The organism is Pseudomonas sp. TH41 (assembly GCF_016650695.1).
Taxonomy (GTDB): Bacteria; Pseudomonadota; Gammaproteobacteria; order Pseudomonadales; family Pseudomonadaceae; genus Aquipseudomonas.
The window spans coordinates 2,505,052-2,528,301 of sequence record NZ_JAEKFH010000003.1; the positions used below are offsets into that span (position 1 = coordinate 2,505,052).

The 23,250-nt window shown below is 60.6% G+C and carries 21 protein-coding genes; 8 read left to right on the plus strand and 13 right to left on the minus strand.

The features are described from left to right. Positions 1–16 precede the first annotated feature (16 nt). The 5 genes from metW to JFU37_RS14120 all read right to left on the minus strand — a co-directional run bounded on the left by metW (position 17) and on the right by JFU37_RS14120 (position 4,144). Complete coding sequence (gene metW / locus JFU37_RS14100) at positions 17–637, minus strand: methionine biosynthesis protein MetW (RefSeq protein ID WP_201115849.1); 621 nt, start codon at positions 635–637, stop codon at positions 17–19. A gap of 7 nt (positions 638–644) precedes the next feature. Then, positions 645–1,784 (minus strand): homoserine O-succinyltransferase MetX, encoded by a 1,140-nt coding sequence (metX, locus tag JFU37_RS14105; protein ID WP_201115850.1) that lies wholly within the window; start codon positions 1,782–1,784, stop codon positions 645–647. A gap of 207 nt (positions 1,785–1,991) precedes the next feature. After that, the gene (locus tag JFU37_RS14110; RefSeq protein WP_201115851.1) at positions 1,992–2,579 is read right to left on the minus strand and encodes a YggT family protein; all 588 of its coding nucleotides are present in this window, start codon (positions 2,577–2,579) and stop codon (positions 1,992–1,994) included. A gap of 24 nt (positions 2,580–2,603) precedes the next feature. Continuing rightward, positions 2,604–3,422 (minus strand): pyrroline-5-carboxylate reductase, encoded by an 819-nt coding sequence (proC, locus tag JFU37_RS14115; protein WP_201115852.1) that lies wholly within the window; start codon positions 3,420–3,422, stop codon positions 2,604–2,606. A gap of 35 nt (positions 3,423–3,457) precedes the next feature. Further along, positions 3,458–4,144 carry a YggS family pyridoxal phosphate-dependent enzyme gene (locus tag JFU37_RS14120; RefSeq protein ID WP_201115853.1) on the minus strand — a complete coding sequence of 229 codons (687 nt, stop codon included), beginning with the start codon at positions 4,142–4,144 and terminating at the stop codon, positions 3,458–3,460. 56 nt (positions 4,145–4,200) lie between these two features. Between JFU37_RS14120 and JFU37_RS14125 the strand changes: the two genes are divergently transcribed. Next, positions 4,201–5,235 carry a type IV pilus twitching motility protein PilT gene (locus JFU37_RS14125; RefSeq protein WP_201115854.1) on the plus strand — a complete coding sequence of 345 codons (1,035 nt, stop codon included), beginning with the start codon at positions 4,201–4,203 and terminating at the stop codon, positions 5,233–5,235. 96 nt (positions 5,236–5,331) lie between these two features. Here the strand turns inward: JFU37_RS14125 and JFU37_RS14130 are convergent, their stop codons facing one another. Continuing rightward, the gene (locus tag JFU37_RS14130) at positions 5,332–5,952 is read right to left on the minus strand and encodes a C40 family peptidase (RefSeq protein WP_201115855.1); all 621 of its coding nucleotides are present in this window, start codon (positions 5,950–5,952) and stop codon (positions 5,332–5,334) included. A gap of 249 nt (positions 5,953–6,201) precedes the next feature. On the opposite strand from JFU37_RS14130, the gene JFU37_RS14135 reads away from it, so the two are divergent. Beyond that, the gene (locus JFU37_RS14135) at positions 6,202–6,621 is read left to right on the plus strand and encodes an NINE protein (protein ID WP_201115856.1); all 420 of its coding nucleotides are present in this window, start codon (positions 6,202–6,204) and stop codon (positions 6,619–6,621) included. A 93-nt stretch (positions 6,622–6,714) separates the two neighbouring features. Here JFU37_RS14135 and JFU37_RS14140 read toward each other — a convergent pair whose 3' ends face one another. From JFU37_RS14140 to gshB, 7 genes are all read right to left on the minus strand, one after another. Next, on the minus strand, positions 6,715–7,986 hold the full coding sequence (locus JFU37_RS14140) for a dihydroorotase (RefSeq protein ID WP_201115857.1): 1,272 nt from the start codon (positions 7,984–7,986) through the stop codon (positions 6,715–6,717). Continuing rightward, entirely contained in the window at positions 7,983–8,987 is a 1,005-nt protein-coding gene (locus JFU37_RS14145; protein WP_201115858.1) for an aspartate carbamoyltransferase catalytic subunit, read from the minus strand. Before JFU37_RS14145 ends, JFU37_RS14140 begins: the two co-directional genes overlap by 4 nt. Before the next feature lie 27 nt (positions 8,988–9,014). Beyond that, entirely contained in the window at positions 9,015–9,518 is a 504-nt protein-coding gene (pyrR, locus tag JFU37_RS14150; protein ID WP_201115859.1) for a bifunctional pyr operon transcriptional regulator/uracil phosphoribosyltransferase PyrR, read from the minus strand. Positions 9,519–9,598: 80 nt separating this feature from the next. After that, positions 9,599–10,036 (minus strand): Holliday junction resolvase RuvX, encoded by a 438-nt coding sequence (gene ruvX / locus JFU37_RS14155; protein ID WP_005792259.1) that lies wholly within the window; start codon positions 10,034–10,036, stop codon positions 9,599–9,601. After that, positions 10,036–10,608 (minus strand): YqgE/AlgH family protein, encoded by a 573-nt coding sequence (locus JFU37_RS14160; protein ID WP_201115860.1) that lies wholly within the window; start codon positions 10,606–10,608, stop codon positions 10,036–10,038. Before JFU37_RS14160 ends, ruvX begins: the two co-directional genes overlap by 1 nt. 193 nt (positions 10,609–10,801) lie before the next feature. Further along, entirely contained in the window at positions 10,802–11,701 is a 900-nt protein-coding gene (locus JFU37_RS14165; protein WP_201115861.1) for an energy transducer TonB, read from the minus strand. Between the two features lie 77 nt (positions 11,702–11,778). Continuing rightward, positions 11,779–12,732, minus strand: a complete 954-nt coding sequence (gshB, locus tag JFU37_RS14170) for a glutathione synthase (protein WP_201115862.1) — start codon at positions 12,730–12,732, stop codon at positions 11,779–11,781. A gap of 360 nt (positions 12,733–13,092) precedes the next feature. On the opposite strand from gshB, the gene pilG reads away from it, so the two are divergent. The 6 genes from pilG to JFU37_RS14200 all read left to right on the plus strand — a co-directional run bounded on the left by pilG (position 13,093) and on the right by JFU37_RS14200 (position 23,157). Next, positions 13,093–13,497 (plus strand): twitching motility response regulator PilG, encoded by a 405-nt coding sequence (gene pilG, locus JFU37_RS14175; RefSeq protein WP_008152601.1) that lies wholly within the window; start codon positions 13,093–13,095, stop codon positions 13,495–13,497. A gap of 57 nt (positions 13,498–13,554) precedes the next feature. After that, positions 13,555–13,920: a twitching motility response regulator PilH gene (pilH, locus tag JFU37_RS14180; protein WP_027926574.1), complete on the plus strand. Its 366-nt coding sequence runs from the start codon at positions 13,555–13,557 to the stop codon at positions 13,918–13,920. Positions 13,921–13,930: 10 nt separating this feature from the next. Further along, complete coding sequence (locus JFU37_RS14185) at positions 13,931–14,464, plus strand: chemotaxis protein CheW (protein WP_201115863.1); 534 nt, start codon at positions 13,931–13,933, stop codon at positions 14,462–14,464. Between the two features lie 142 nt (positions 14,465–14,606). Then, positions 14,607–16,664: a methyl-accepting chemotaxis protein gene (locus tag JFU37_RS14190; protein WP_201115864.1), complete on the plus strand. Its 2,058-nt coding sequence runs from the start codon at positions 14,607–14,609 to the stop codon at positions 16,662–16,664. Between the two features lie 51 nt (positions 16,665–16,715). Further along, positions 16,716–22,709 (plus strand): Hpt domain-containing protein, encoded by a 5,994-nt coding sequence (locus JFU37_RS14195; protein ID WP_201115865.1) that lies wholly within the window; start codon positions 16,716–16,718, stop codon positions 22,707–22,709. Beyond that, positions 22,702–23,157: a chemotaxis protein CheW gene (locus JFU37_RS14200; RefSeq protein ID WP_201115866.1), complete on the plus strand. Its 456-nt coding sequence runs from the start codon at positions 22,702–22,704 to the stop codon at positions 23,155–23,157. Before JFU37_RS14195 ends, JFU37_RS14200 begins: the two co-directional genes overlap by 8 nt. Positions 23,158–23,250 lie beyond the last annotated feature (93 nt).

The following is a 23,250-nucleotide window of genomic DNA, read 5'->3' on the forward strand; positions in this document are numbered from 1 at the left end:
CTCGAAGTGTCGTGGTTCAGACCGCGACCTTGTGGTCTTGCAGCCCCGGGCTGCTGACGCGGTAAATACCGATTTCACCTAATAGATTAGGCCATAGCTTACTGGCCCACCCGTGGCGGTGCTGTTGATCCACGGCAAGCCGATCAATGACCTTGGCTTCACGTTCGCGGCACAGTTCTTCAAAGTCGCCGAAGGTGCAGAAGTGGATGTTCGGCGTGTTGTACCAGGTGTACGGCAGAAAATCGGACACCGGCATCCGGCCCTTGCTCGCCAGGTACCAGCGGCAGCGCCAATGACCGAAGTTGGGGAAGGTGATGATGCACTGGCGACCTACGCGCAGCATTTCGTCGAGGATCTTGTCCGGGTAGTGCACCGCTTGCAGCGCCTGGGTCATGACCACGATGTCGAAACTGTTGCTGGCAAAGTTGCCCAGGCCCTTGTCCAGGTCCTGCTCAATGACGTTGACGCCCTTGGCCACGCACTCGGCAATGTTGTCCGGGTCGTTTTCCAGGCCATAGCCCGTGACTTGCTTGTTGTCGCGCAGCCAGGTCAGCAACTCGCCATCACCGCAACCGAGGTCGAGCACGCGGCTGCCGGCGGGGATCCATTCCTGGATGATTTCCAGATCAGCTCTCATGGCTTTCTCACAACGTAATACGGTTCATGTAGTGACTGAACGCCTGCAAGTAGCGCGGGATCGGAATCAGGAAGGCGTCGTGGCCTTGCGGAGCATCGATCTCGAGGTAGCAAACGTCTTTCTTGGCCGCCATCAGCGCGTCCACCAGTTCCCGCGAGCGGGCAGGGGAGAAGCGCCAGTCGGTGGTGAAGGACATCACGCAGAACTTGGCCTGGACATTGGCGAAGGTTTTTGCCAGGTCGTCGTCGAAGTTCGCCGCCGGGTCGAAGTAGTCCAGCGCCTTGGTCATCAGCAGGTACGTGTTGGCATCGAAACGTCCGGAGAACTCTTCGCCCTGATAACGCAGGTAGCTTTCGACCTGGAACTCGACGCTGTGGAAGTCGTAGTTGAGCTTTTCGCTTTTGAGTCCGCGGCCGAATTTTTCGCCCATCGAGTCATCGGACAGGTAGGTGATGTGCCCGACCATCCGCGCCAGCATCAAACCGCGCTTGGGGATCACGCCGGCTTCCTGGAACGAACCGCCGTGGAACTCGGGGTCGGTGAGGATCGCCTGGCGCGCCACTTCGTTGAACGCGATGTTCTGCGCTGACAGCTTGGGTGCCGAGGCAATGGCCAGGCAGTGGCGAATGCGATCCGGGTAGGTGATGCTCCATTGCATCGCCTGCATGCCCCCGAGACTGCCACCAATCACGGCGGCCCATTGGCTGATGCCGAGTTGGTCAGCCAGGCGCGCCTGGCTGTGGACCCAATCTTCCACGGTCAGCACCGGGAAGTCGGCGCCGAACGGCTTGCCGGTTTCCGGATTGACGCTGCTCGGGCCGGTAGAACCGTTGCAACCGCCGAGGTTGTTCAGGCTGACCACGAAGAACTTGAGGGTGTCGATCGGTTTACCGGGGCCGATGCAGCTGTCCCACCAACCGGGTTTGCGGTCGTCGGGGCTGTGGAAGCCGGCAGCGTGATGGTGGCCGGACAAGGCGTGGCAGATCAGCACGGCGTTGCTCGCCGTGGCGTTCAGCGTTCCGTAGGTCTCGTAAATCAGGTCATAGGCTGGAAGCGAACGGCCACAGGCCAGGGCCAGGGGTTCGCTGAAGTGCGCCATTTGCGGCGTCACCAGACCAACAGAATCGGCGGGAAAGGCAGTTGGCATCGACCCTGCTCTCGTTGAAATGAGGCGTAAGTCTAAAGACCAGTGCCTTTAGCAGCAAGCTAAGGCCCGAGCTGATTTCATTCAGTTAGACCGAGGTGCGCCATTCGCGAGCAAGTCGGATCGCCGCACCGCCGCTCCCACATTGGAATGCATTTCAAATGTGGGAGCGGGCTTGCTCGCGAAGAACGATAACGCAGTCTGCCAGAATTAGATCAGCCCAAACAGCTCCTTCGGCATCAGGGCGTAGTACGCAACGCGCGGAATCAGCCAGCTTTGCAGCAACTGCAGCGCAATGAACGCGAAGATCGGCGAAATGTCGAGGCCGCCCAGGTTTGGAATGAATCGGCGGAACGGTGCGAGTACCGGTTCAGTGATCTGTGTGACCAGTTCTGCGGCCGGGCTGTGGCTGCCCGGGGCGACCCAGGACAGAATCACACTGATGATCATCGCGTAGAACAATACCTTCAAAAACAGCGAGAAGATGCCGATCAGCGCCCACGGCGCCAGGAACAATACGTCGACCTTGTAGCCGCTGAGCAGCAGGATGACCGCGAACAGCGCCATCTGCACGACCAGCGCCAGTACCAGCGATGACATGTCCAGCCCGAACATGCTCGGGATGACCCGGCGCAGTGGCTTGAGTAAAGGTTGGGTGGCTTTTACGGCGAACTGGCAGAGCGGGTTGTAGAAGTTTGCCCGAACCAGTTGCAGGATGAAGCGCAGCAGCACGATCAGCAGGTATAGGCTGCCCAGGGTTTGAATCACGAAAATGGCAGCGTCATTGAGTCCGAGCATCATTGAGTCCTTTGTGAGAGCTGATTAGCGACCGAGTTGCTCAGCCATCTCGGCTGAACGATGTGCAGCGGCGCCGAGTGCTTTTTCTACCAGGGCTTCGAAGCCGCCGGCCTGGAACGACTTGATCGCCGCTTCCGTGGTGCCCGCAGGCGACGTCACGCGACGGCGCAATTCAGCCGCATCGACATCACTGGCCACCGCCATGTGTGCGGCGCCCAAAGCGGTTTGCAGGGTCAGTTGTGCGGCGATGTCTGCGGGCAGGCCGAGCTTCACGCCTGCAGCGGTCATGGCTTCGATCAGCAGGAAGAAGTATGCCGGGCCCGATCCGGAGACGGCCGTCACCGCGTCCAGTTGCTGCTCTTCGGTCAGCCACAATGCAATGCCGACGGCCGACAGCAGTTCTTGCGCTTGCTGGCGTTGATCGGCGTTCACTTCGGCGGTGGCGAACAAACCGCTCACGCCCTGACGTAGCAGCGCGGGGGTGTTGGGCATGCAACGCACGATCGGCTGGGCACCGAGCCAGTTGTTCATGCTGGCGCAGGTGATGCCTGCCGCGATGGAAACCACCAGTTGATTCGGTTTCAGGCTCGGGCGAATCGCTTCGCAGACGGCTTTCATCGCCTGGGGTTTGACGGCAAGCACGACGACGTCAGCGTCCTGGATGGCTTCGGCGTTGTCGGCGAATACGTCGATACCGTGTTCAGCATTCACTTTGGCGCGGGTTTCAGCGCCCGGATCGCTGGCACGAATCTGTGCGGCGTCCAGACCCTTGGCGCGCAGGCCGCCGATGAGGCTGGCGGCCATGTTGCCGGCACCGATAAAGGCAATACGAGTCTTGCTCATGTCAGGTCCTTATAAATAGAAGAGTCGGCCATGGATCAAGGTTGACCGTAGTCGCGGGCGCCAAACAGGGCCGTACCGATACGGACCCAGGTGGCGCCCATGGCGATGGCTGACTCAAGGTCGTGGCTCATGCCCATGGACAGTGTGTCGAGCGGCAGATTGAGGCTCGCTTGCAGACGTTGCACCGCCGAAAAAGCGGCGTCCTGTGCGGCACGATCTTCAGTCGGCTCGGGGATTGCCATCAACCCACGCAATTTGATGCGCGGCAATTCGCTGATGGCGTTGGCCAGTGCTGGCAGGTCGGCCGGGGTGCAGCCGGACTTGCTGGCTTCACCGCTGACGTTGACCTGGATGCAGATGTTCAAGGGCGGCATATCGGCAGGACGTTGTTCGGACAGTCGTTGTGCGATTTTCAAACGATCCACGGAATGCACCCAGGCGAAGTGCTCGGCGATAGCGCGAGTCTTGTTCGACTGAATGGGGCCGATGAAGTGCCAGATCAAGGGCAGGTCGGCCAATTCAAGCTGTTTGCTCAGGGCTTCCTGCAGATAGTTCTCGCCAAAATCGCGCAGCCCCGCGGCGTGGGCTTCACGCAGGGCCTCGGCGGGCTTGGTCTTGCTCACGGCCAGCAGCTGAACGCTGTGTTCGTCGCGGTGGGCGGCGAGGGCAGCGGCGTGGATGCGCGATCTAACCTGAACAATGTTGTCTGCTATCGTGGACATCAAGGGGCGCCAGCGGGTCTGAAGTTGGCCGCATTCTACTGGAATTGAGGAGTGCTATGGATATCACTGAGCTGCTGGCCTTCAGCGCTAAACAGGGCGCGTCCGACTTGCACCTGTCTGCCGGGCTGCCACCGATGATTCGTGTCGATGGTGATGTGCGGCGCATCAACCTGCCGGCCCTGGACCACAAACAGGTTCAGGCGCTCATCTACGACATCATGAACGACCCCCAGCGCGTGGACTTTGAGAAGCATCTGGAAACCGACTTTTCCTTTGATGTGCCCGGCGTAGCGCGCTTTCGGGTTAACGCGTTCAATCAGAATCGCGGTGCCGGCGCGGTGTTCCGGACCATTCCGTCGAAGGTCCTGAGCATGGACGACCTGGGCATGGGGGAAGTGTTTCGCAAAATTACCGATGCCCCCCGTGGTCTGGTGCTGGTCACGGGACCGACCGGCTCCGGCAAGTCCACCACCCTGGCGGCAATGATCGATTACCTGAACAACCATCGCCATCACCACATTCTCACCATCGAAGACCCGATTGAATTCGTCCACGAATCGCGCAAATGCCTGATCAATCAGCGTGAAGTCCACCGCGATACCCGCAGTTTTGCTACAGCCCTGCGCTCGGCCCTGCGGGAAGATCCGGATGTGATCCTGGTGGGGGAGATGCGCGATCTGGAGACCATTCGCCTGGCGCTGACCGCCGCCGAGACTGGTCACCTGGTGTTCGGCACGCTGCACACCACGTCAGCGGCGAAAACCATCGACCGGGTGGTGGATGTATTCCCGGGGGACGAAAAGTCGATGGTGCGTTCAATGCTGTCGGAGTCGTTGCTGGCAGTGGTGTCGCAGACACTGGTCAAGAAAATTGGCGGTGGGCGGATCGCGGCCCACGAAATCATGCTCGGCACGTCGGCGATCCGTAACCTGATCCGTGAAGACAAGGTGGCGCAGATGTACTCATCGATTCAGACCGGTGGGAACCTGGGGATGCAGACGCTGGATATGTGCTTGAAGGAGCTGGTGGCCAAGGGATTGGTCAGTCGCGACCATGCGCGTGAGAAGGCGCGATCACCGGATAACTTCTAAAGCAAAAGATCGCAGCCTGCGGCAGCTCCTACAGGGAAACATATCCCAATGTAGGAGCTGCCGAAGGCTGCGATCTTTTGATCTTGCGTTAAAAAATCAGCGCTGTACGACGCGCATCTGGCCCGGTTCTTTTGGCAGAACCCGCTTGGCAACCACGTAGTGGCTTTCCCAGTACGGTTTCTTCAGGGTGTCGATGCTCACCGACTTGCCACGACGCGGTGCGTGGATGAAGCGGTCGTTGCCCAGGTAAATGGCAACGTGATTGACCCGGCGGCTCTTGATGTTGAAGAAAATCAGGTCGCCTGGTTTCAGATCGTTGCGATCGACTTTCTCGCCATGACCGCTGGCCATCGCGTTGGACGTGCGCGGCAGGTCGAAAGTGGCGTCGTTAAACGCGTATTTCACCAGACCACTGCAATCGAACCCTTTACTTGGGCTGCTGCCGCCCCAACGGTATGGAGTACCGAGGACGTTGACTGCGCGGCTCAACACGTTGCTGCTTTCCTTGGCCGCCATCGGCGGTACAAGTTTGCTGTTGGCTTTGCTCAGGTGAGTCGAATGTTTTGCAGTTTGTTTGTTTTTGCTTGAAGGAGCAGAAACGTGGGATTTTGGGGTGTAACCATTAACGTTTGGAAGACGTTGCTCACGATTGGTGGCGTGGGCGGCCAGTGGCATCAAAAGGCAAATGGTTAGCCATGTCTTGAAAAATGGACGCATTAGGCAAGGCTCATATGGGTTAGCGCGAAACTTTATAACAGCTTTTTTGTCTCTTCCGAGGCCGTTGGTCGATTCAAACGGAGGGCAACGGAACCAAATAAGCGGAAAATTGACGCGATTGTCTGACAGAAGTCAGGTGCTATAAGGCTTTGACGGGGGACAAGCTAACATGTGCCATACGTCGGCAACCTGTAAAAAAGTCACAAAGAATTCAAGAATATTTATCTATCGTGTGAATCGAGGTCCTTCATGAACACCTATCAACAGGCCGGCCCGCATCAAGATACGCACAGCAAAGTGATCGGTTACCTGCTGTGGATTTTCGGTTTCACCGGGGCACACCGCTTTTATTACGGCAAGCCGGTCACCGGGACGATCTGGTTCTTCACGTTCGGTTTGCTGGGCATTGGCTGGCTGATCGACGTGTTTCTGATCCCTGCCATGGACCGTGAAGCGGATCTGCGGTTCACCGCCGGGCCTATCGAATACAACGTGGCGTGGATTCTGCTGACGTTTCTTGGGGTGTTCGGCGTACACCGGATGTATCAGGGGAAATGGATCAGCGGGTTGCTGTACCTGGTGACGGGCGGGTTGTTCTTTGTCGGGGTGCTGTATGACTTCTGGACGCTGAATGATCAGGTGTCGATTCGCAATGCGCAGAGCCGATAATCGAAGATCAAAAGATCGCAGGCTTCGCCAGCTCCTACAGAGGGATATGCGTTTCCCTGTAGGAGCTGCCGCAGGCTGCGATCTTTTTCGGTCTTAAGCCTGGTGACTAATCCGCCCATCCACCAAGGTGTAACGCACCAGTGCCGGCAGGCTATGCCCGATAAACGGGCAGTTCTCGCCCTTGGACAGCCAGGTTTCACCCGCCACGGTCGAAGCCGCCGGGTCGAACAGCACGATGTCCGCCGGGCCTCCGACGGCCAACTTGCCGGCCGGCAGGCGCAACGCCTCTGCAGGTCCGGTACTCAGCCGCGCCAGCAGCGTCGGCAGATCCAGCAAACCATCCTCGACCAAGGTCATTGCCAGCGGCAGCAACAATTCAACGCTGCTGATGCCCGGCTCGGTCGCCCCGAACGGCGCCAGTTTGGCATCGCGCTCGTGGGGTTGGTGATGACTGGAAATCGCCGAAATCACACCCGACTTCACCGCCTCACGCAAGCCATCGCGGTCGGCGCGGGTGCGCAACGGTGGCTGCACGTGATACAGGCTGTTGAAGTCGATCAGTGCTTCGTCGGTCAGGATCAGCTGGTACAGCGCCACATCGGCGGTCACCGGCAGTCCACGCGCCTGGGCCTGAGCGATCAAGGCCACGCCGCGAGCGCTGGTGAGCTGACTGAAATGCGCGCGCACGCCACTTTGCTCGACCAGCAGCAGATCCCGGGCCAGGGCTACGGTCTCGGCGGTTTCCGGAATGCCCGGCAAACCGAGGAAACTGGCGGTCGGGCCTTCATGCGCCAGGCCACCCTCGGCCAGATCATGGTCCTGAGAGTTGAAAATCACCGTCAGGTCGAACGTCGCCGCGTATTCCAGCGCCCGGCACAGCGTGCGGGTGTTGCGGAAGCTCTCCAGGCCGTTGCCGAAGGCCACGCAGCCAGCATCGCGCAGCGCGACCAGTTCGGCCAGCTGTTCGCCGTCCAGGCCTTTGCTCAGGGCGCCAATCGGGAAGACTTTGGCGTTGCCGGCCTCGCGGGCGCGGTCGAGGATCAGTTCGGCCACGGCCGAGGTGTCCAGCACCGGTTTGGTTTTCGGCGGGCAGCACAGGCTGGTGACACCACCGGCCGCAGCGGCGCGGGTTTCGCTGACGATTGAGCCTTTGCGGCTGTAACCCGGTTCGCGCAGGGCGACGTTCAGGTCAACCAGGCCAGGGGCGGCGACGAGGCCGTGGGCGTCGAGAGTGTCGACGGGCACAAAACCGGCTGGCGCCGCACCCAGGGCAACGATCTTGCAGGCTTCAATATGAATGTCGGTAACTTTATCCAGGCCAGTGGCTGGATCGATGACGCGGGCGCCGAGGATGCTGAGCTTCACTGGGCGTTCTCCTGCTCGAATTGGCGCTGGGCAGTCTGCCCGCTCATGGCCATGGACAGCACAGCCATACGAATGGCGATGCCGTAGGTTACTTGGTTGAGAATCACCGAGTGCGGACCGTCGGCCACCGCCGACTCAATTTCCACCCCGCGGTTGATCGGCCCCGGGTGCATGACGATGCAATCCGGTTTGGCCCCGGCCAGGCGCGCAGTGGTCAGGCCGAACAGGCGGTAGAACTCGCCCTCGCTCGGCAGCAGGCCACCGGCCATGCGCTCGCGTTGCAGGCGCAGCATGATCACCACGTCGACGTCTTTCAGGCCTTCGGTCATGTCGGTGTAGACCTTCACGCCGTATTGCTCGATACCGATCGGCAGCAGGGTTTTCGGCGCGATCACGCGGATATCCGGGCAGCCGAGGGTTTTCAGCGCCAGCATGTTCGAGCGTGCGACCCGCGAGTGCAGGATGTCACCGACGATGGCCACCGAGAGGTTTTCGAAGCCGCCCTTGTGCCGGCGGATGGTGAGCATGTCGAGCATGCCTTGAGTCGGGTGGGCGTGACGGCCGTCGCCGCCGTTGATGATCGCCACTTGCGGGCACACATGTTCGGCGATGAAGTGCGCGGCGCCAGAATCACCGTGGCGCACGACAAACATGTCGGCGGCCATCGCTTCGAGGTTGCGCAGGGTATCGAGCAGGGTTTCGCCCTTGCTCGCCGACGACGTGGACACGTTCAAGGTGATCACGTCAGCCGAGAGCCGCTGAGCGGCCAGTTCGAAGGTGGTGCGGGTGCGGGTGGAGTTCTCGAAGAACACGTTGCACACGGTCTTGCCGCGCAGCAACGGGACTTTCTTCACCGCTCGGGCGCCGACTTCAAGGAACGAGTCGGCGGTATCGAGGATTTCCGTCAGCAACTCGCGGCGCAAGCCGTCGAGCGAGAGGAAGTGGCGCAGCTGGCCCTGATCATTGAGCTGCAGCGGGCGCTTGGTTTCTAGAGGCGTCATCGCGAAGGGGACTCTCAATAGGGCGAATTAAAGGGCGAGGTCTTGCAGTTCGAGCGCAAGCTCCGGGCCGGACAACTTCACGCGCTCGTGGGCGGCGAGGGCCAGGGTTGCACCGACCACATTCGGACGGATCGGCAGTTCACCGGCGTCCAGGTCCAGCAGGCAGACCAGCGTCACGCTGGCCGGTCGACCGTAGTCGAAGAGTTCGTTCATGGCCGCGCGGATGGTCCGGCCGCTCATCAACACGTCGTCGATCAGCACCAGGTGCTGGCCTTCGATCTCGAACGGCAGGGCCGACGGGCGGACTTGCGGGTGCAGGCCGTTCTGGCTGAAGTCGTCGCGGTAGAAGGAAACGTCCAGCGTCCCCAGTGGCGAGTCGCTGCCCAGTTCATCGAGCAACGCCTGGGCGACCCAGACGCCGCCGGTACGGATACCGATGTAGCGCGGTTCGCTGATGCCACGGTGTTCCAGGTGTGCCTTGAGACGGATTGCCATCTGGCTGATCAGTTCGGCGGGATTGGGCAGGCTCATGGTTGCTCCTTCTTGGGCCCGAGCCGGGTATCGCTGCGTTTGGCTCGGGTTGTAGCTAAGAGAGACGTGATGACGGCTCTTCAGGATTCGAACAGTGCGGTGTTTTCGTCGAGCCAGCCTTGCAGCAGCAGGGCGGCGGCGATGGCATCGACCGGGTTGTCGCGGTAACTGCCCTTTTGCCCGCCACGATCCCGTCGTTCGCCTTTGGCCTCGAAGGTCGTCAGGCGTTCATCGTGGGTATAGAAAGGCAAGTTGTAGCGGCCGTTGAGGCGGCGGGCGAACTTTTCGGCCCGCAGGCACATGTCGCTGGGCGTACCGTCCATGTTCAGTGGCAGACCGACCACCACGGCATCGGGTTTCCACTCTTTAATGAGGGCTTCGACCTGGTTCCAGTCCGGAATGCCGTTTTGTGCCTTCAAGGTGCACAGCTCGCGGGCCTGGCCGGTAATCACCTGGCCGACCGCGACGCCGATCTGTTTGGTGCCGTAGTCGAATCCCAGAATCAGCCGCAGGGCCATCAGGCGTGCCCCGCCTGGCTGGTGAGCAGGCTTAGATTGATGCCCAGGTGTTTGGCCGCCGCTTCCAGGCGCAGTTCGCTGCTGGTGTTGAACAGGATGTCGGCGTCGAACGGGCAGGTGAGCCAGGCGTTGTCAGCCAGTTCGGCCTCAAGCTGCCCGGCTTCCCAGCCCGCGTAGCCGAGGATAATCAGGCTTTTCGCCGGACCAACGCCGTCGGCGATGGCGAACAGCACATCCTGGGAGGTCGATAGCGACAGTTCGCCTTCCAGATCAACGGTTGCCTGATAGTGCTGGCCTGAAGGGTGCAGGACAAAACCGCGATCAGTCTGCACCGGGCCGCCGATGAAAATCGGCACATGCTGGCAGAGCACCGGTGGTTCGACGTCGGGGCGCAATTGCTCGAGGATGTCGGCCAGATTGAGGTCCTGCGCACGGTTGACTACCAGCCCCATGGCACCATTGGCCGTGTGCTCGACGATGTAGGTCAAGGTGTGCGCAAAGTTCGGGTCGACCATGTGAGGCATGGCGATCAGGAAGTGATGCTTGAGGTAGCTGGGGCTGACGTTCTTCATGAGCGCTAGTGTGGCGTTGGAGGGGCGAACTGACAAGCTGGGGATGTGCAGGAAATGCCGCAAATCTGTAGGAGCAGCCGGTCGACGCTCGATTGCTCGCGATGGTCGTCAACGATAACGCTGCAAACCTGACACTCCGCGGTGTTCTCGGGTTTTTCGCGAGCAAGCTCGCTCCTACAAGGGTCTTGCGGTGTCAGTTGCTGGAAAGTTTATCCCCGCGCGCAAATTTCCAGGTCCGGATGATTTCCAGTCGGTCGACGTCTGACAGGTCCCCGGTAAAGGGTGAAAATGGCGCGGCCAGGCGCACGATGCGCTGGGCGGCCTGGTCGAGCAACGGCTGGCCGGAGGATTCCAGTACCAGCACTTCATAGAGCGAACCGTCGCTGTTGATCGAGACCATCAGGCGCAAATTGCCGTAGATCTGCTGGCGCCGTGCTTCGTCGGGGTAATTGAGATTACCGATCCGTTCAACCTTCTTGCGCCACTCATCCTTGTACCAGGCACCCTTGTCGCGCATGGTCGATGCTGCGCTCAGGCGATGGATGCGCGGGCGCTTGGCGTACAGCTGTTGTTCGTTGGCCAGTTCCGCTTCCAGGCTGGCAATGTCGCTGGACAGCTGCGAGCTGTCGAACGTCGGCGCCGCCACCGCAGGTTTGGTTTCAGTCTTGGGTTCCTGGTTTTTGGCGGGGGCTTTTTTCGGCTTCGGCGCCACGGTGGTCACGGCTGCCTTGGGCGGCGCTTCCTGTACTTCAGGCTTGGCGGCGGGCGGTGGCGTGACTTGCTGCACCTTGTTGTCCTGGAAGGGCGCGACCTCGGTCGTCTTCGGGATCGCCTTTTTATCCAGCGTGCCGCTGCCTTCCTGATTTTCCTGCGCGAGGAAGTCAGCTTTCGCAGGCTTTTTTTCGCTTTTGAAGGTGGCGAGGGTGATTTCCAGGGTTCTGCTGATCTGCTTGGGTTCGACCATCGTAAAGCCGACGCCCAACAGCAAGGCCAGGTGAATCAACGCCGCGAGAAACAGGGTAAAACCGAGGCGATCGGCCGGGCGCACGCCACGGTGGGCGAGTTCAGCGGGCAGATCGGACGGGAGCGTCATGACAAGAAAACCAACATCGCGTTTTTCACAGGCCGCGCATGATAACGCAATGTTGGTCGCATCTTGGCTGTTCTATATCAACGAGCCTTGAGCTTCTGATCGATGGCATCCATCAGCATCCCGCCGATATCGGTGCCAAACGCGTTATCAATTTCGCGAATGCACGTCGGGCTGGTGACGTTGATTTCCGTCAGGTGCTCGCCGATCACGTCAAGCCCCACGAACAGCAGGCCTTTCTCGCGCAGGGTCGGGCCGACTTGGGCGGCGATCCAGCGATCCTTGTCGGTCAGCGGACGGGCTTCACCACGGCCACCGGCCGCGAGGTTGCCACGGGTTTCGCCAGCAGCGGGAATCCGCGCCAGGCAGTAATCCACCGGCTCGCCGTCGATCATCAGGATGCGTTTGTCGCCATCGACGATAGCGGGCAGATAGCCCTGGATCATGATCTGCTGCTTGCCATGCAAAGTCAGGGTTTCGAGGATCACCGACAGGTTCGGGTGGCCGGCGGTGTGACGGAAGATCGATGAGCCGCCCATGCCGTCCAGCGGCTTGAGGATCACGTCGCCGTGGTGATCGGCGAATTCACGCAGGACGTCCGGGCGACGGCTGACGATGGTCGGCGGCGTGCACTGCGGGAACAGCGTGGCGAACAGCTTTTCGTTGCAGTCACGCAGGCTCTGCGGCTTGTTGACCACCAGCACGCCGGCGCGCTCGGCCTGCTCCAACAGGTAAGTGGAGTAGACGAATTCCATGTCGAACGGCGGATCCTTGCGCATCAGGATCACGTCCAGATCGCTCAGCAGCGCGTCAGTCTCGGCTTCCAGTTCGAACCATTTCTGCGGGTCGGCGAAGACTTTCAACGGCCGCATCCGCGCCCGCGCTTCACCTTCAGCCTGGTACAAATCGCTCTGTTCCATATAGAACAGTTCCCAGCCGCGCTTCTGTGCAGCCAGCAACATGGCCAGCGAGCTATCCTTTTTATAGGAAATGCCGGCAATAGGATCCATGACAATCCCGACGCGAACGCTCATGGGTTTTTCCTCGAAATTTGGGGGCTAATGTCGATCTCCTGTAGGAGCGAGCTTGCTCGCGATGGACCTGAGAGCACCGCGCTTATCCAGCCAGCACGCGTCATCGTTAACGATCATCGCGAGCAAGCTCGCTCCCACAAAGGATCAGTCCAAAAGGACCGTATAAAAGTGGCGTCAGAGTGGCGCTGAGTGTGTTCCCGGTCAAGGAAAAACCCACGTCAAGGTCGGCTGATAGATTGGATTTGGAGACTGTGCTAAAAAGGCTGCCATGCCGTGCTGGCCCTTGAGCATCAAGGGTTTCGAGCCCCTGGTAACCGGAAAACGGACAAATTGATTCGCAAAGGCGACGGTAGAGCCACTATGGAACAGCATTCCAGCGCCTTGAAGGTCATGGTGATCGACGATTCGAAGACGATTCGCCGCACCGCCGAAACGCTGTTGAAGAATGTAGGGTGTGAGGTCATCACGGCCATCGACGGTTTCGATGCCCTGGCCAAGATTGCCGACAATCACCCGGGCATCATCTTTGTCGACATCATGATGCCGCGTCTGGATGGCTATCAGACCTGCGCTTTAATCAAGAACAACAGTGCGTTCAAGTCCACGCCAGTGATTATGCTGTCGTCCAAGGACGGGCTGTTCGACAAGGCCAAGGGGCGCATCGTCGGCTCCGACCAGTTTTTGACCAAGCCTTTCAGCAAGGAAGAGCTGCTGAACGCGATCCAGGCCCATGTACCGGGCTTCGCCGCCGTTTTGCCGCAGTAGGACACGCACAGTGACGCTCGGCCAGCGGGCCCGGCGTCGACAAGAATGGGGAAGACCATGGCACGTATTCTGATCGTCGATGATTCGCCGACCGAAATGTACAAACTGACCGGCATGCTCGAAAAGCACGGCCATGAAGTGTTGAAAGCCGAAAACGGTGCCGACGGCGTGGCACTGGCCCGCCAGGAAAAACCCGATGCGGTGCTGATGGACATCGTCATGCCCGGCCTCAATGGTTTCCAGGCGACCCGTCAGCTGACCAAAGACCCGGACACCGGGCACATCCCGGTGATCATCATTACCACCAAGGATCAGGAAACCGACAAGGTCTGGGGCACACGCCAGGGCGCCAAGGACTACCTGACCAAGCCGGTCGATGAAGAGACGCTGATCAAAACCCTGAACAACGTGCTGGCCGGTTGATCATTCGGCCATGACGGAGTCGCTGACTGCCTTCGAACTGCTGTTGCAGATCGACCAGCGCTGCCGTTTGCTGGCGGCGGATTTACCGTCCCAGCCGACCCGGCAGGACAGCTGGAGCGGCATCGGCTTCCGTTTGGGTGAACACTGGTACGTCGCGCCGATGGGCGAAGTCAGCGAAGTGTTGCACGAGCCGCGGTTCACTCAGTTGCCGGGGGTAAAACCCTGGATCAAAGGTGTGGCCAATCTGCGCGGACGGTTGCTGCCAATCCTGGATTTATGCGCTTTCTTCGGCCATGAACTCTCGACACTGCGCAAGCAGCGGCGGGTGTTGGTGGTGGAGCATCAAGACGTGTTTGCGGGGTTGATGGTCGATGAAGTCTTCGGCCTCCAGCACTTTGCGCAAGACAGCCTTGAACCGATAGAGACCTTGAGCGGCCCGATTGCACCGTTCATCAAAGGCCGGTTTCAGCGCGAGCAGACCTGGCAGGTGTTCAGCCCGTTTGCGTTGGCGCAATCGCAGAGCTTTATGAACGTAGCGCTGTAAACGCGGACCCTTTGTAGGAGCGAGCTTGCTCGCGATGGTGTGTCAGTCGACATCAATTTAGCTGACACACCTTCGCGAGCAAGCTCGCTCCTACAAGGGGGCTCGGCGAGGTTCACAGGTGTTGGTTAACAGGCGAGGACCGATGATAAAAACAAAAACAGGCAATCCAGAAGGGTCGCGCAGCCGGTCGCAGATCATCGTGCTGTTCATCGCGCTGATCGTCTTCATCATGCTGCTGTTTGCCAACTTCGCTTACCTCAACACCCAAGCCACGTACGACAAACAGTACATCGGTCACGCCGGCGAGTTGCGCGTGCTGTCCCAGCGCATTGCCAAAAACGCCACCGAAGCCGCCGCCGGCAAGGCGGCTGCGTTCAAGTTGTTGAGCGAGGCGCGAAATGACTTCGCCCAGCGCTGGGGTTACTTGAAGAAGGGCGACCCCACCACCGGCCTGCCACCGGCGCCGTCCACCGTGCGCCCGGAAATGCGCGCCGTTCAGCAGGATTGGGAGCGCCTGCTGAAAAACACCGACGCCATCCTCTCCAGCGAACAGACCGTTTTGTCACTGCATCAAGTCGCTGCGACCCTGGCCGAAACCGTGCCACAGTTGCAGGTCGAGTACGAAAAGGTCGTCGAGATCCTCCTGCAACGCGGCGCGCCTGCCGCCCAGGTCGCGATGGCCCAGCGTCAGTCGCTGTTGGCCGAGCGCATCCTGGGGGCGGTGAACACCGTGTTGTCCGGCGACGAAAACTCGCAACAGGCCGCCGACGCCTTTGGTCGAGATGCCGCGCGTTTCGGCCAAGTGCTCAATGGCATGCTTCAGGGCAATCCGACACTGAAAATCAGCCAGGTCGAAGACCGCGATGCTCGCGCCCGTTTGACCGAGATTGCCGAGCTGTTCGAATTCGTTTCCGGCTCGGTGGATGAAATCCTCGAAACCTCGCCGGAGCTGTTCAAGGTCCGTGAATCGGCCAGCAACATTTTCACCCTGTCGCAAACCCTGCTCGACGAAGCCTCGCACCTGGCCACCGGTTTCGAAAACCTCGCCGGCGGGCGCAACATCGACACCATTGGTGGCTATGTGCTGGGCCTGCTGGCGCTGATGTCGATCATCCTCATCGGTCTGGTGATGGTTCGGGAAACCAACCGACAGCTGCGCGAAACCGCCGAGAAAAACGAGCGCAACCAGAACGCGATCATGCGCCTGCTCGACGAAATCGAAGACCTGGCGGATGGCGATCTGACCGTGACCGCCTCGGTGACCGAAGACTTCACCGGGACCATCGCCGACTCAATCAACTATTCCGTGGACCAGTTGCGCGATCTGGTGGCGACCATCAACCTCACCGCCGGCCAGGTTGCCGCTGCCGTGCAGGAAACCCAGGCCACCGCCATGCACCTGGCGCAGGCCTCGGAACATCAGGCCCAACAGATCAGCGAAGCCTCTACTGCGATCAACGACATGGCCCAGTCCATTGACCAGGTCTCGGCCAACGCCGCTGAATCCTCCGCGGTGGCGGAGCGCTCGGTGGAAATCGCCAACAAAGGCAACGAGGTGGTGCACAACACCATCCACGGCATGGATAACATCCGTGAGCAGATTCAGGACACCGCCAAACGCATCAAGCGTCTGGGCGAGTCTTCTCAGGAAATCGGCGACATTGTCAGCCTGATCGATGACATTGCCGATCAAACCAACATCCTCGCGCTCAACGCGGCGATCCAGGCCTCGATGGCCGGTGACGCCGGACGTGGTTTTGCGGTGGTGGCCGACGAAGTCCAACGCCTGGCCGAGCGCTCGTCCGCCGCCACCCGACAGATCGAAACCCTGGTGCGGGCGATTCAGACCGACACCAACGAAGCGGTCATTTCCATGGAACAGACCACCACAGAAGTGGTGCGCGGCGCGCGTCTGGCGCAGGATGCCGGTGTGGCGCTGGAGGAAATCGAAGGCGTATCGAAGACACTGGCAGCGCTGATCCAGAGTATTTCCAACGCCGCCCAGCAGCAGACCTCTTCCGCCGGGCAGATTTCCCTGACGATGAACGTGATCCAGCAGATCACCTCGCAGACCTCGTCCGGTTCAACCGCCACTGCCGAGAGCATCGGCAACCTGGCGAAAATGGCCAGCCAGCTGCGGCGTTCGGTGTCCGGTTTCACCTTGCCGGCCGCCAAGGCGCAGACTGTGGATAAAGTGTGAAGTGCCTAGGGGCGCTTGCGTGTTTTGACTGGAGCAGTGACTGGAGTGGTTATGGGTGATCGGCACGACTATGTGGCCCTCGAGTGGGTCAAAGGCGAGATTGCCGAAACGCTGAAAGTGGCTCACCAGGCGATTGAAACGTTGCTTGATGACCCTCAGGCAACGCACGCCCTGAACGATTGCCTGGCGTGCGTCCATCAGGTACACGGCAGTTTGCAGATGGTCGAGTTCTACGGCGCGGCGTTGCTCGCCGAAGAGATGGAACAGTTAACGACGGCCTTGCAGCTAAACCGCGTGAGTCATCGCGATGAAGCGATTCATTTATTGCTGCAAGCCCTCGGACAGCTACCGATCTACCTCGACCGGGTGCAGGGCGCTCGCCGTGATTTGCCATTGGTGGTACTGCCGCTGATCAACGATTTGCGCAGCGCCCGTGGTGAAAGCCTGTTATCGGAAACCAGCCTGTTCAGCCCGCAACTGCCGGACCTTCCACCGCTGGATGATGAGGCGCTGGCGCTGCTGGAACCGGCGGACTTGCCCGGTGTGCTGCGCAAGTTACGGCAGATGTTGCAAATGGCGCTGGTCGGTTTCTTGCGTGAGCAAGATAACGACACCACGCTTGATTACCTGGCCAAGGTCTTCGCGCGCCTCGAAGGGTTGTGCGGCAACGCACCGCTGAGTCCGTTATGGCAAGTCGCCTCGGCGCTGGTCGAGGGCATGCGCGGCGGCTCGATTGCCAACAGCCCGGCGCTGCGCAGCCTGTTCAAGGACGCTGATAAAGAACTCAAACGCCTGCTCGAACAGGGCATGGCCGGCATCAATCAGCCGGCGCCGCCCGAATTGCTGAAAAGTTTGCTGTTTTACATTGCCAAGGCCGAACACCCCACCGGGCAGATGCTGACCATGAAAGATCGCTACGGACTGGATGACGCATTGCCTGACCGCGCGATGGTCGATGAAGAACGGGCACGGCTCGCCGGCCCCGATCGCGACGCCATGCGCTCAGTGCTGGCCGCGCTGTGTGAAGAACTGGTGCGGGTCAAGGAGCGCCTGGACCTGTTCGTGCGCAGCGACCGTCAGCACACTTCCGACCTCGACAACCTGCTGGCCCCCCTGCGCCAAATCGCCGACACCCTGGCGGTGCTGGGGTTCGGTCAGCCGCGCAAGGTCATCATCGATCAGTTGGCAGTGGTCCTGAGCCTCGCCCAGGGTCAGCGCGAACCCAATGACGCGATCTTGATGGACGTCGCCGGTGCCTTGCTCTACGTCGAAGCGACGTTGGCTGGCATGGTCGGCACCGTGGAGCCGGAAAGCCAGGAGGACAGTCGTCTGCCGACGACCGACCTCACGCAGATTCATCAGATCGTGATTCGCGAGGCGCGGATTTGCCTGCAACAGGCCAAGGACATGATCGTCGACTACATCGACGCCGATTGGGATCGCCAGCATTTGCTGCCGTTGCCTGCGCTGCTGACCCAGGTGCGCGGTGCGCTGGCGATGATTCCGTTGAGCCGGGCGGCGAGCCTGATCGAGACGTGCAACCACTTCATCCGCGAGCATCTGCTGCTGGAACCGGACCAGCCCGGCTGGCAGGAACTGGACAGTCTGGCCGACGTCATTACCAGCATCGAATATTACCTGGAACGCCTCAGCGATGACCCGCAAGCATCCGGCGAACAGCTGCTCGACGTTGCGGAAAAAAGCCTGGCCGCGCTCGGGTTTTTCCCCCGCGAGCTGCAGGTGCCGGTCCTTGAAGATGTGCTCAGCCCGGGTGAAGCGCAGGTCATGCAGGACCTTCAGGAACTGGACGACCCAGAGATCGTCCAGACCCTCGCCGATGTGCTCACCAACCCCGTGTCTGCGCTTAACCCGCCAGCACTGAACACGCCGGGCAGTCTGTTACCGCCCCCGTCAGGCGAGGAACCGGTGGACGATGAACTGCGCGAAGTGTTCCTCGAAGAAACCGGCGAAGTCCTGGAAGTGCTCCGCGAATACCTGCCGCGATGGTCGGCCAACCCCGACAATAAATCAGCCTTGAGTGAGTTGCGCCGGGCCTTTCACACGCTTAAAGGCAGTGGCCGGATGGTGCGTGCACTGCTGCTGGGCGAGTTGGCGTGGGCCGTAGAAAACCTGCTCAACCGGGTGCTGGAACACAGTGTTCAACCAGGGCCATTGGTGCAACAGCTGGTGGCCGATGCGCTGAAACTGTTACCCGAGCTGGTGGCTGAATTCGCCGCCAATGCCCAGCGCCAGCGCCACGATGTCGACCAATTGGCGGCCCGCGCGCATGCCTTGGCCAAGGGTGATGCGTCTGTCTGCGATGAAGATACGCAGGACGTCGCCGCCCTTGATCCGCTGTTGCTGGAGATCTTTCACAAAGAAGCCGAAACCCATCTCGCCAGCCTGAACCGCTTCCTCGATCAGGCCGCCGAGCATGTTCCGCTGCAGGCCAGCGATGAGCTTCAACGGGCGCTGCATACACTCAAGGGCAGCGCCTTCATGGCCGGCGTATTGCCGATCGCCGAGCTGGCAACGCCGCTGGATCAACTCGCCCGCGAGTACAAGGCGCATCTGATTGCGCTGGACCTGGACGAAATTGAGCTGCTGCTCGAAGCCGAAGGCTTGTTCCGCCTCGGACTGCGACAACTCAAGACTGACCCGCTGGCGGAGATTCCGCGCGCCCGTTCGTTGATCGAGCGCACGCAGACGTTGCTTGCCGAGCGACTGGAAACGCATTTGAGCGCGCCGAACACCCGGTTGCGGATCAAGCGCGATCCGCAGCTGATCAATAACTTCCTCGCCCAAGGCATGGACATCCTGCTGGACGCGGAAAATCTGTTGCAACGTTGGCAGCAACATCCCGGCGAGCGCCAGGAACTCAGCGCGCTGCTGGACGAATTGACCACCCTGGGCGAAGGCGCGCACCTGGCTGATTTACATCCCGTGGACGCGCTCTGCGAAGCCTTGCTCGACCTGTATGGCGCGGTGGAAGAAAGCAGCCTGGCGGTCAGCGAGGCGTTTTTCCATGAAGCGCAAAGCGCCCACGAAGCGCTGATCAACATGCTCGACGAACTGGCCGCCGGCCAGGAAGTCAGCCCGCAACCGGAACGGGTCCGGGCGTTGCGCGGCTTGCTCGATGCCAGCCTCGATCCTTCCGCCATGGGGCTGATTCGCAGCGACGGCAGCCGCACCCTGAGCATTCGCGAGCTGGGCAGCGCAACCGCCGAACTTGTGGGAGCGAGCCTGCTCGCGAAGGACGTTAACGATGACGCATTGTCATTGGAAAAACGCGGCGCCCGTGAGCCCTTCGCGAGCGAGCTCGCTCCTACAAGTGACCGCGCTGTCGAGCTCGATGATGAGATCGTTTCGATCTTCCTCGAAGAGGCGGTGGATATCCTCGAAAGCGTTGGCCAGGCCTTGCAGCGTTGGCTCGGCGACCCGGACAACGCCGCGCCTCTGTCGTCCTTGCAGCGAGATTTACACACCCTCAAGGGCGGCGCGCGGATGGCTGAGGTTGAGCCGGTTGGCGATCTGGCCCAAGAGCTGGAAAACCTTTATGAGGGGCTGGTGGATCGTCGTTACAGCCACAGTGAAGCGCTGGCGCAGCTGCTGCAACAGAGCCATGAGCGACTGGCGGTGTTCCTTGAGCGGTTGCAGCACAACCAGCCTTTGGGCAATCCGGATGATTTGATCGAGGCCATTCGCGCGTTTCGTCAGGGCAATGTCGGCAGTGCCGATGTGATCGAGCCGACGGTCAGCAGCGACTCGCCGGGCCACGATCCAGAGTTGCTGGAAATCTTCCTCGAAGAAGGTTTTGACATCATCGAAAACTCCGGTGCGGCGCTGCTGCGCTGGCAGGCCGAGCCTTCGAATCGTCAGGAAGTGGAAACCCTGCTGCGCGACCTGCACACCCTCAAGGGGGGCGCGCGGATGGTCGAAATCGTCCCGATTGGCGACCTCGCCCATGAGCTTGAGTTTCTGTACGAAGGCCTGTCCGCTGGGGTGCTGCAACCGACTGCCGCGCTCTTCGCGTTGCTGCAAAGCAGCCACGACCGATTGGCGCAGATGCTCGATGCCGCGCGTGCCGGGCAGCCATTGCCGCCGGCCGATCGGCTGATTGATGCGATCAAGAATTTCAGTCATCCGGCCGTGCTGGAAACACCGGTGGTGGTACCCGCCGTTCCTAAATTCGAGGTTCCCGCCCTGCAGGCCGAAGCGGGCGCCGACATGGTCAAGGTCTCGGCAGAATTGCTCGATGATCTGGTCAACCTGGCCGGCGAAACCTCGATTTTTCGGGGTCGTATCGAGCAACAGGTCAACGATGCTCGTGTGGCCCTGAACGAGATGGAAACCACCATCGAGCGCATACGCGATCAGTTGCGCCGCCTCGATACCGAAACCCAGGGGCGGATTCTCAGCCGGCAACAAGTCGACGCCGAACGCCTGGGCTACGAAGAATTCGATCCACTGGAAATGGACCGGCACTCGCAATTGCAGCAACTCTCGCGGGCACTGTTCGAGTCTGCCTCCGACCTGCTCGACCTCAAGGAAACCCTCGATCGGCGCAATCAGGACGCGGAAAACCTGCTGCAACAACAGGGGCGCATCAACACTGAATTGCAGGAAGGCCTGATGCGTACGCGCATGGTGCCCTTCGAACGGATGCTGCCGCGCTTGAAACGTATCGTCCGTCAGGTGGCCAGCGAGCTGGGCAAGGACGTTGAGTTCATCGTCGGCAACGCCGAAGGCGAGATGGACCGCAACGTCCTCGAACGCATGGCGGCGCCGTTGGAACACATGCTGCGTAATGCCGTCGACCATGGTCTGGAGTCCGCCGAGGTGCGTATTGCGGCGGGTAAACCGGCTCAAGGCCGGATCACGCTCGACTTGTCCCGCGAGGGCGGCGACATCATTTTCGACATCCGCGACGACGGTGCCGGGGTGCCGCTGGAGGCTGTGCGGCGCAAGGCGATCAAGCGCGGTTTGCTCGGTGCGAACAGCGAAATCAGCGACCACGATGTGCTGCAATTCATCCTGCAGCCGGGGTTTTCAACCGCCGAGAAAATTACCCAGATCTCCGGCCGTGGCGTGGGTATGGACGTGGTTCACGAAGAGGTCCGGCAGTTGGGCGGCACCATGAGCATCGACTCGACACCGGGGCTGGGCGTGCACTTCCGGATTCGCCTGCCGTTCACCGTGTCCGTCAATCGGGCGCTGATGGTGCAGTGCGGGGAGGATCAGTATGCGATCCCGCTGAACACCATTGACGGCATTGTTCGCGTGTTGCCCAACGAACTCGAAGGGCATTACCGGCTCGATCCACCGACCTACAAATACGCCGGGCAACGCTACGAGCTGTGCTACCTCGGCGAATTGCTGAAAACCAGCACCCGTCCGAAACTGTTGGGCCAGAGCCTGCCGCTGCCGGTATTGCTGGTCCAGTGCAATGAGCGGCGAATCGCTGTGCAGGTCGATGCCATGGCCGGCACTCGCGAGATTGTGGTCAAAAGCCTCGGGCCGCAATTCGCGGCGGTGCAGGGCTTGTCCGGCGCGACGATCCTGGGGGACGGCCGGGTGGTGTTGATTCTCGATTTACTCGCGCCGATCCGCGCCATGCAGGCGCAGGTACCGCAGCGGACGTTGGGCCAGGACGCCGAGCCTGAGCCGCACAAGCCGTTGCTGGTGCTGGTGGTCGACGACTCGGTGACGGTGCGCAAGGTCACCAGCCGTTTGCTCGAACGCCACGGCATGAACGTGCTGACCGCCAAGGACGGGGTCGACGCCATGCTGCTGCTCGAAGAGCACATGCCGGACGTCATGCTGCTGGACATCGAAATGCCGCGCATGGACGGCTTCGAAGTGGCAACCCAGGTGCGCAACGATGAACGCTTGCAGCACTTGCCGATCATCATGATCACTTCCCGCACCGGGCAGAAACACCGTGATCGCGCCATGGCCATCGGCGTCAACGACTACCTCGGCAAGCCGTACCAGGAATCGGTGCTGCTCGAAAGTATCGCCCTGTGGAGCAAAACCCATGCTTGAGCATCGCACCAGCAACCTCACCGGCCTGCTGCTGCCCTTGGCTGACCGCACCCTGATTTTGCCCAACGTCGCGGTTGCGGAGCTGATCGACTATCAGCCGGGAGCGTTCGACCTCGATACGCCGCCGTGGTATCTGGGGCGGGTTACGTGGCGCAACCGGCAGATTCCGTTGCTGAGTTTCGAGTCGGCGTGTGGTGACAAAATCGTGATTGGTGAAAGGGCGCGGATCGTCATTCTCAATGCGCTGGGTGGGCGGCCGGCGCTGAAATTTATTGCGCTGCTGGTGCAGGGAATTCCACGGTCTTGCAAGCTCGACAGTCAGTTGAGTTATGTCGATGTGCCGTTGTGTGCGCTGGAACAGGCGGCGGTGCAGGTGGGCGAGCAAGTGGCGAAGGTGCCGGATTTGTTGGCGCTGGAGGAGTTACTTGTGAATGCTGGGTTGATCTGACTGGCCCCTTCGCGAGCAAGCCCGCTCCCACAGGGGTTTTGTGTGCGCCTCGATCCAATGTGGGAGCGGGCTTGCCCGCGAAGGCGGCCTTCA

What these genes read in the sequence shown, in the direction of transcription:
- metW (WP_201115849.1), bottom strand. Translation starts at nt 637, where the DNA reads ATGAGAGCTGATCTGGAAATCATCCAGGAATGGATCCCCGCCGGCAGC.
- metX (WP_201115850.1), bottom strand. Translation starts at nt 1,784, where the DNA reads ATGCCAACTGCCTTTCCCGCCGATTCTGTTGGTCTGGTGACGCCGCAA.
- JFU37_RS14110 (WP_201115851.1), bottom strand. Translation starts at nt 2,579, where the DNA reads ATGCTCGGACTCAATGACGCTGCCATTTTCGTGATTCAAACCCTGGGC.
- proC (WP_201115852.1), bottom strand. Translation starts at nt 3,422, where the DNA reads ATGAGCAAGACTCGTATTGCCTTTATCGGTGCCGGCAACATGGCCGCC.
- JFU37_RS14120 (WP_201115853.1), bottom strand. Translation starts at nt 4,144, where the DNA reads ATGTCCACGATAGCAGACAACATTGTTCAGGTTAGATCGCGCATCCAC.
- JFU37_RS14125 (WP_201115854.1), top strand. Translation starts at nt 4,201, where the DNA reads ATGGATATCACTGAGCTGCTGGCCTTCAGCGCTAAACAGGGCGCGTCC.
- JFU37_RS14130 (WP_201115855.1), bottom strand. Translation starts at nt 5,952, where the DNA reads ATGCGTCCATTTTTCAAGACATGGCTAACCATTTGCCTTTTGATGCCA.
- JFU37_RS14135 (WP_201115856.1), top strand. Translation starts at nt 6,202, where the DNA reads ATGAACACCTATCAACAGGCCGGCCCGCATCAAGATACGCACAGCAAA.
- JFU37_RS14145 (WP_201115858.1), bottom strand. Translation starts at nt 8,987, where the DNA reads ATGACGCCTCTAGAAACCAAGCGCCCGCTGCAGCTCAATGATCAGGGC.
- pyrR (WP_201115859.1), bottom strand. Translation starts at nt 9,518, where the DNA reads ATGAGCCTGCCCAATCCCGCCGAACTGATCAGCCAGATGGCAATCCGT.
- ruvX (WP_005792259.1), bottom strand. Translation starts at nt 10,036, where the DNA reads ATGGCCCTGCGGCTGATTCTGGGATTCGACTACGGCACCAAACAGATC.
- JFU37_RS14160 (WP_201115860.1), bottom strand. Translation starts at nt 10,608, where the DNA reads ATGAAGAACGTCAGCCCCAGCTACCTCAAGCATCACTTCCTGATCGCC.
- JFU37_RS14165 (WP_201115861.1), bottom strand. Translation starts at nt 11,701, where the DNA reads ATGACGCTCCCGTCCGATCTGCCCGCTGAACTCGCCCACCGTGGCGTG.
- gshB (WP_201115862.1), bottom strand. Translation starts at nt 12,732, where the DNA reads ATGAGCGTTCGCGTCGGGATTGTCATGGATCCTATTGCCGGCATTTCC.
- pilG (WP_008152601.1), top strand. Translation starts at nt 13,093, where the DNA reads ATGGAACAGCATTCCAGCGCCTTGAAGGTCATGGTGATCGACGATTCG.
- pilH (WP_027926574.1), top strand. Translation starts at nt 13,555, where the DNA reads ATGGCACGTATTCTGATCGTCGATGATTCGCCGACCGAAATGTACAAA.
- JFU37_RS14185 (WP_201115863.1), top strand. Translation starts at nt 13,931, where the DNA reads ATGACGGAGTCGCTGACTGCCTTCGAACTGCTGTTGCAGATCGACCAG.
- JFU37_RS14190 (WP_201115864.1), top strand. Translation starts at nt 14,607, where the DNA reads ATGATAAAAACAAAAACAGGCAATCCAGAAGGGTCGCGCAGCCGGTCG.
- JFU37_RS14195 (WP_201115865.1), top strand. Translation starts at nt 16,716, where the DNA reads ATGGGTGATCGGCACGACTATGTGGCCCTCGAGTGGGTCAAAGGCGAG.
- JFU37_RS14200 (WP_201115866.1), top strand. Translation starts at nt 22,702, where the DNA reads ATGCTTGAGCATCGCACCAGCAACCTCACCGGCCTGCTGCTGCCCTTG.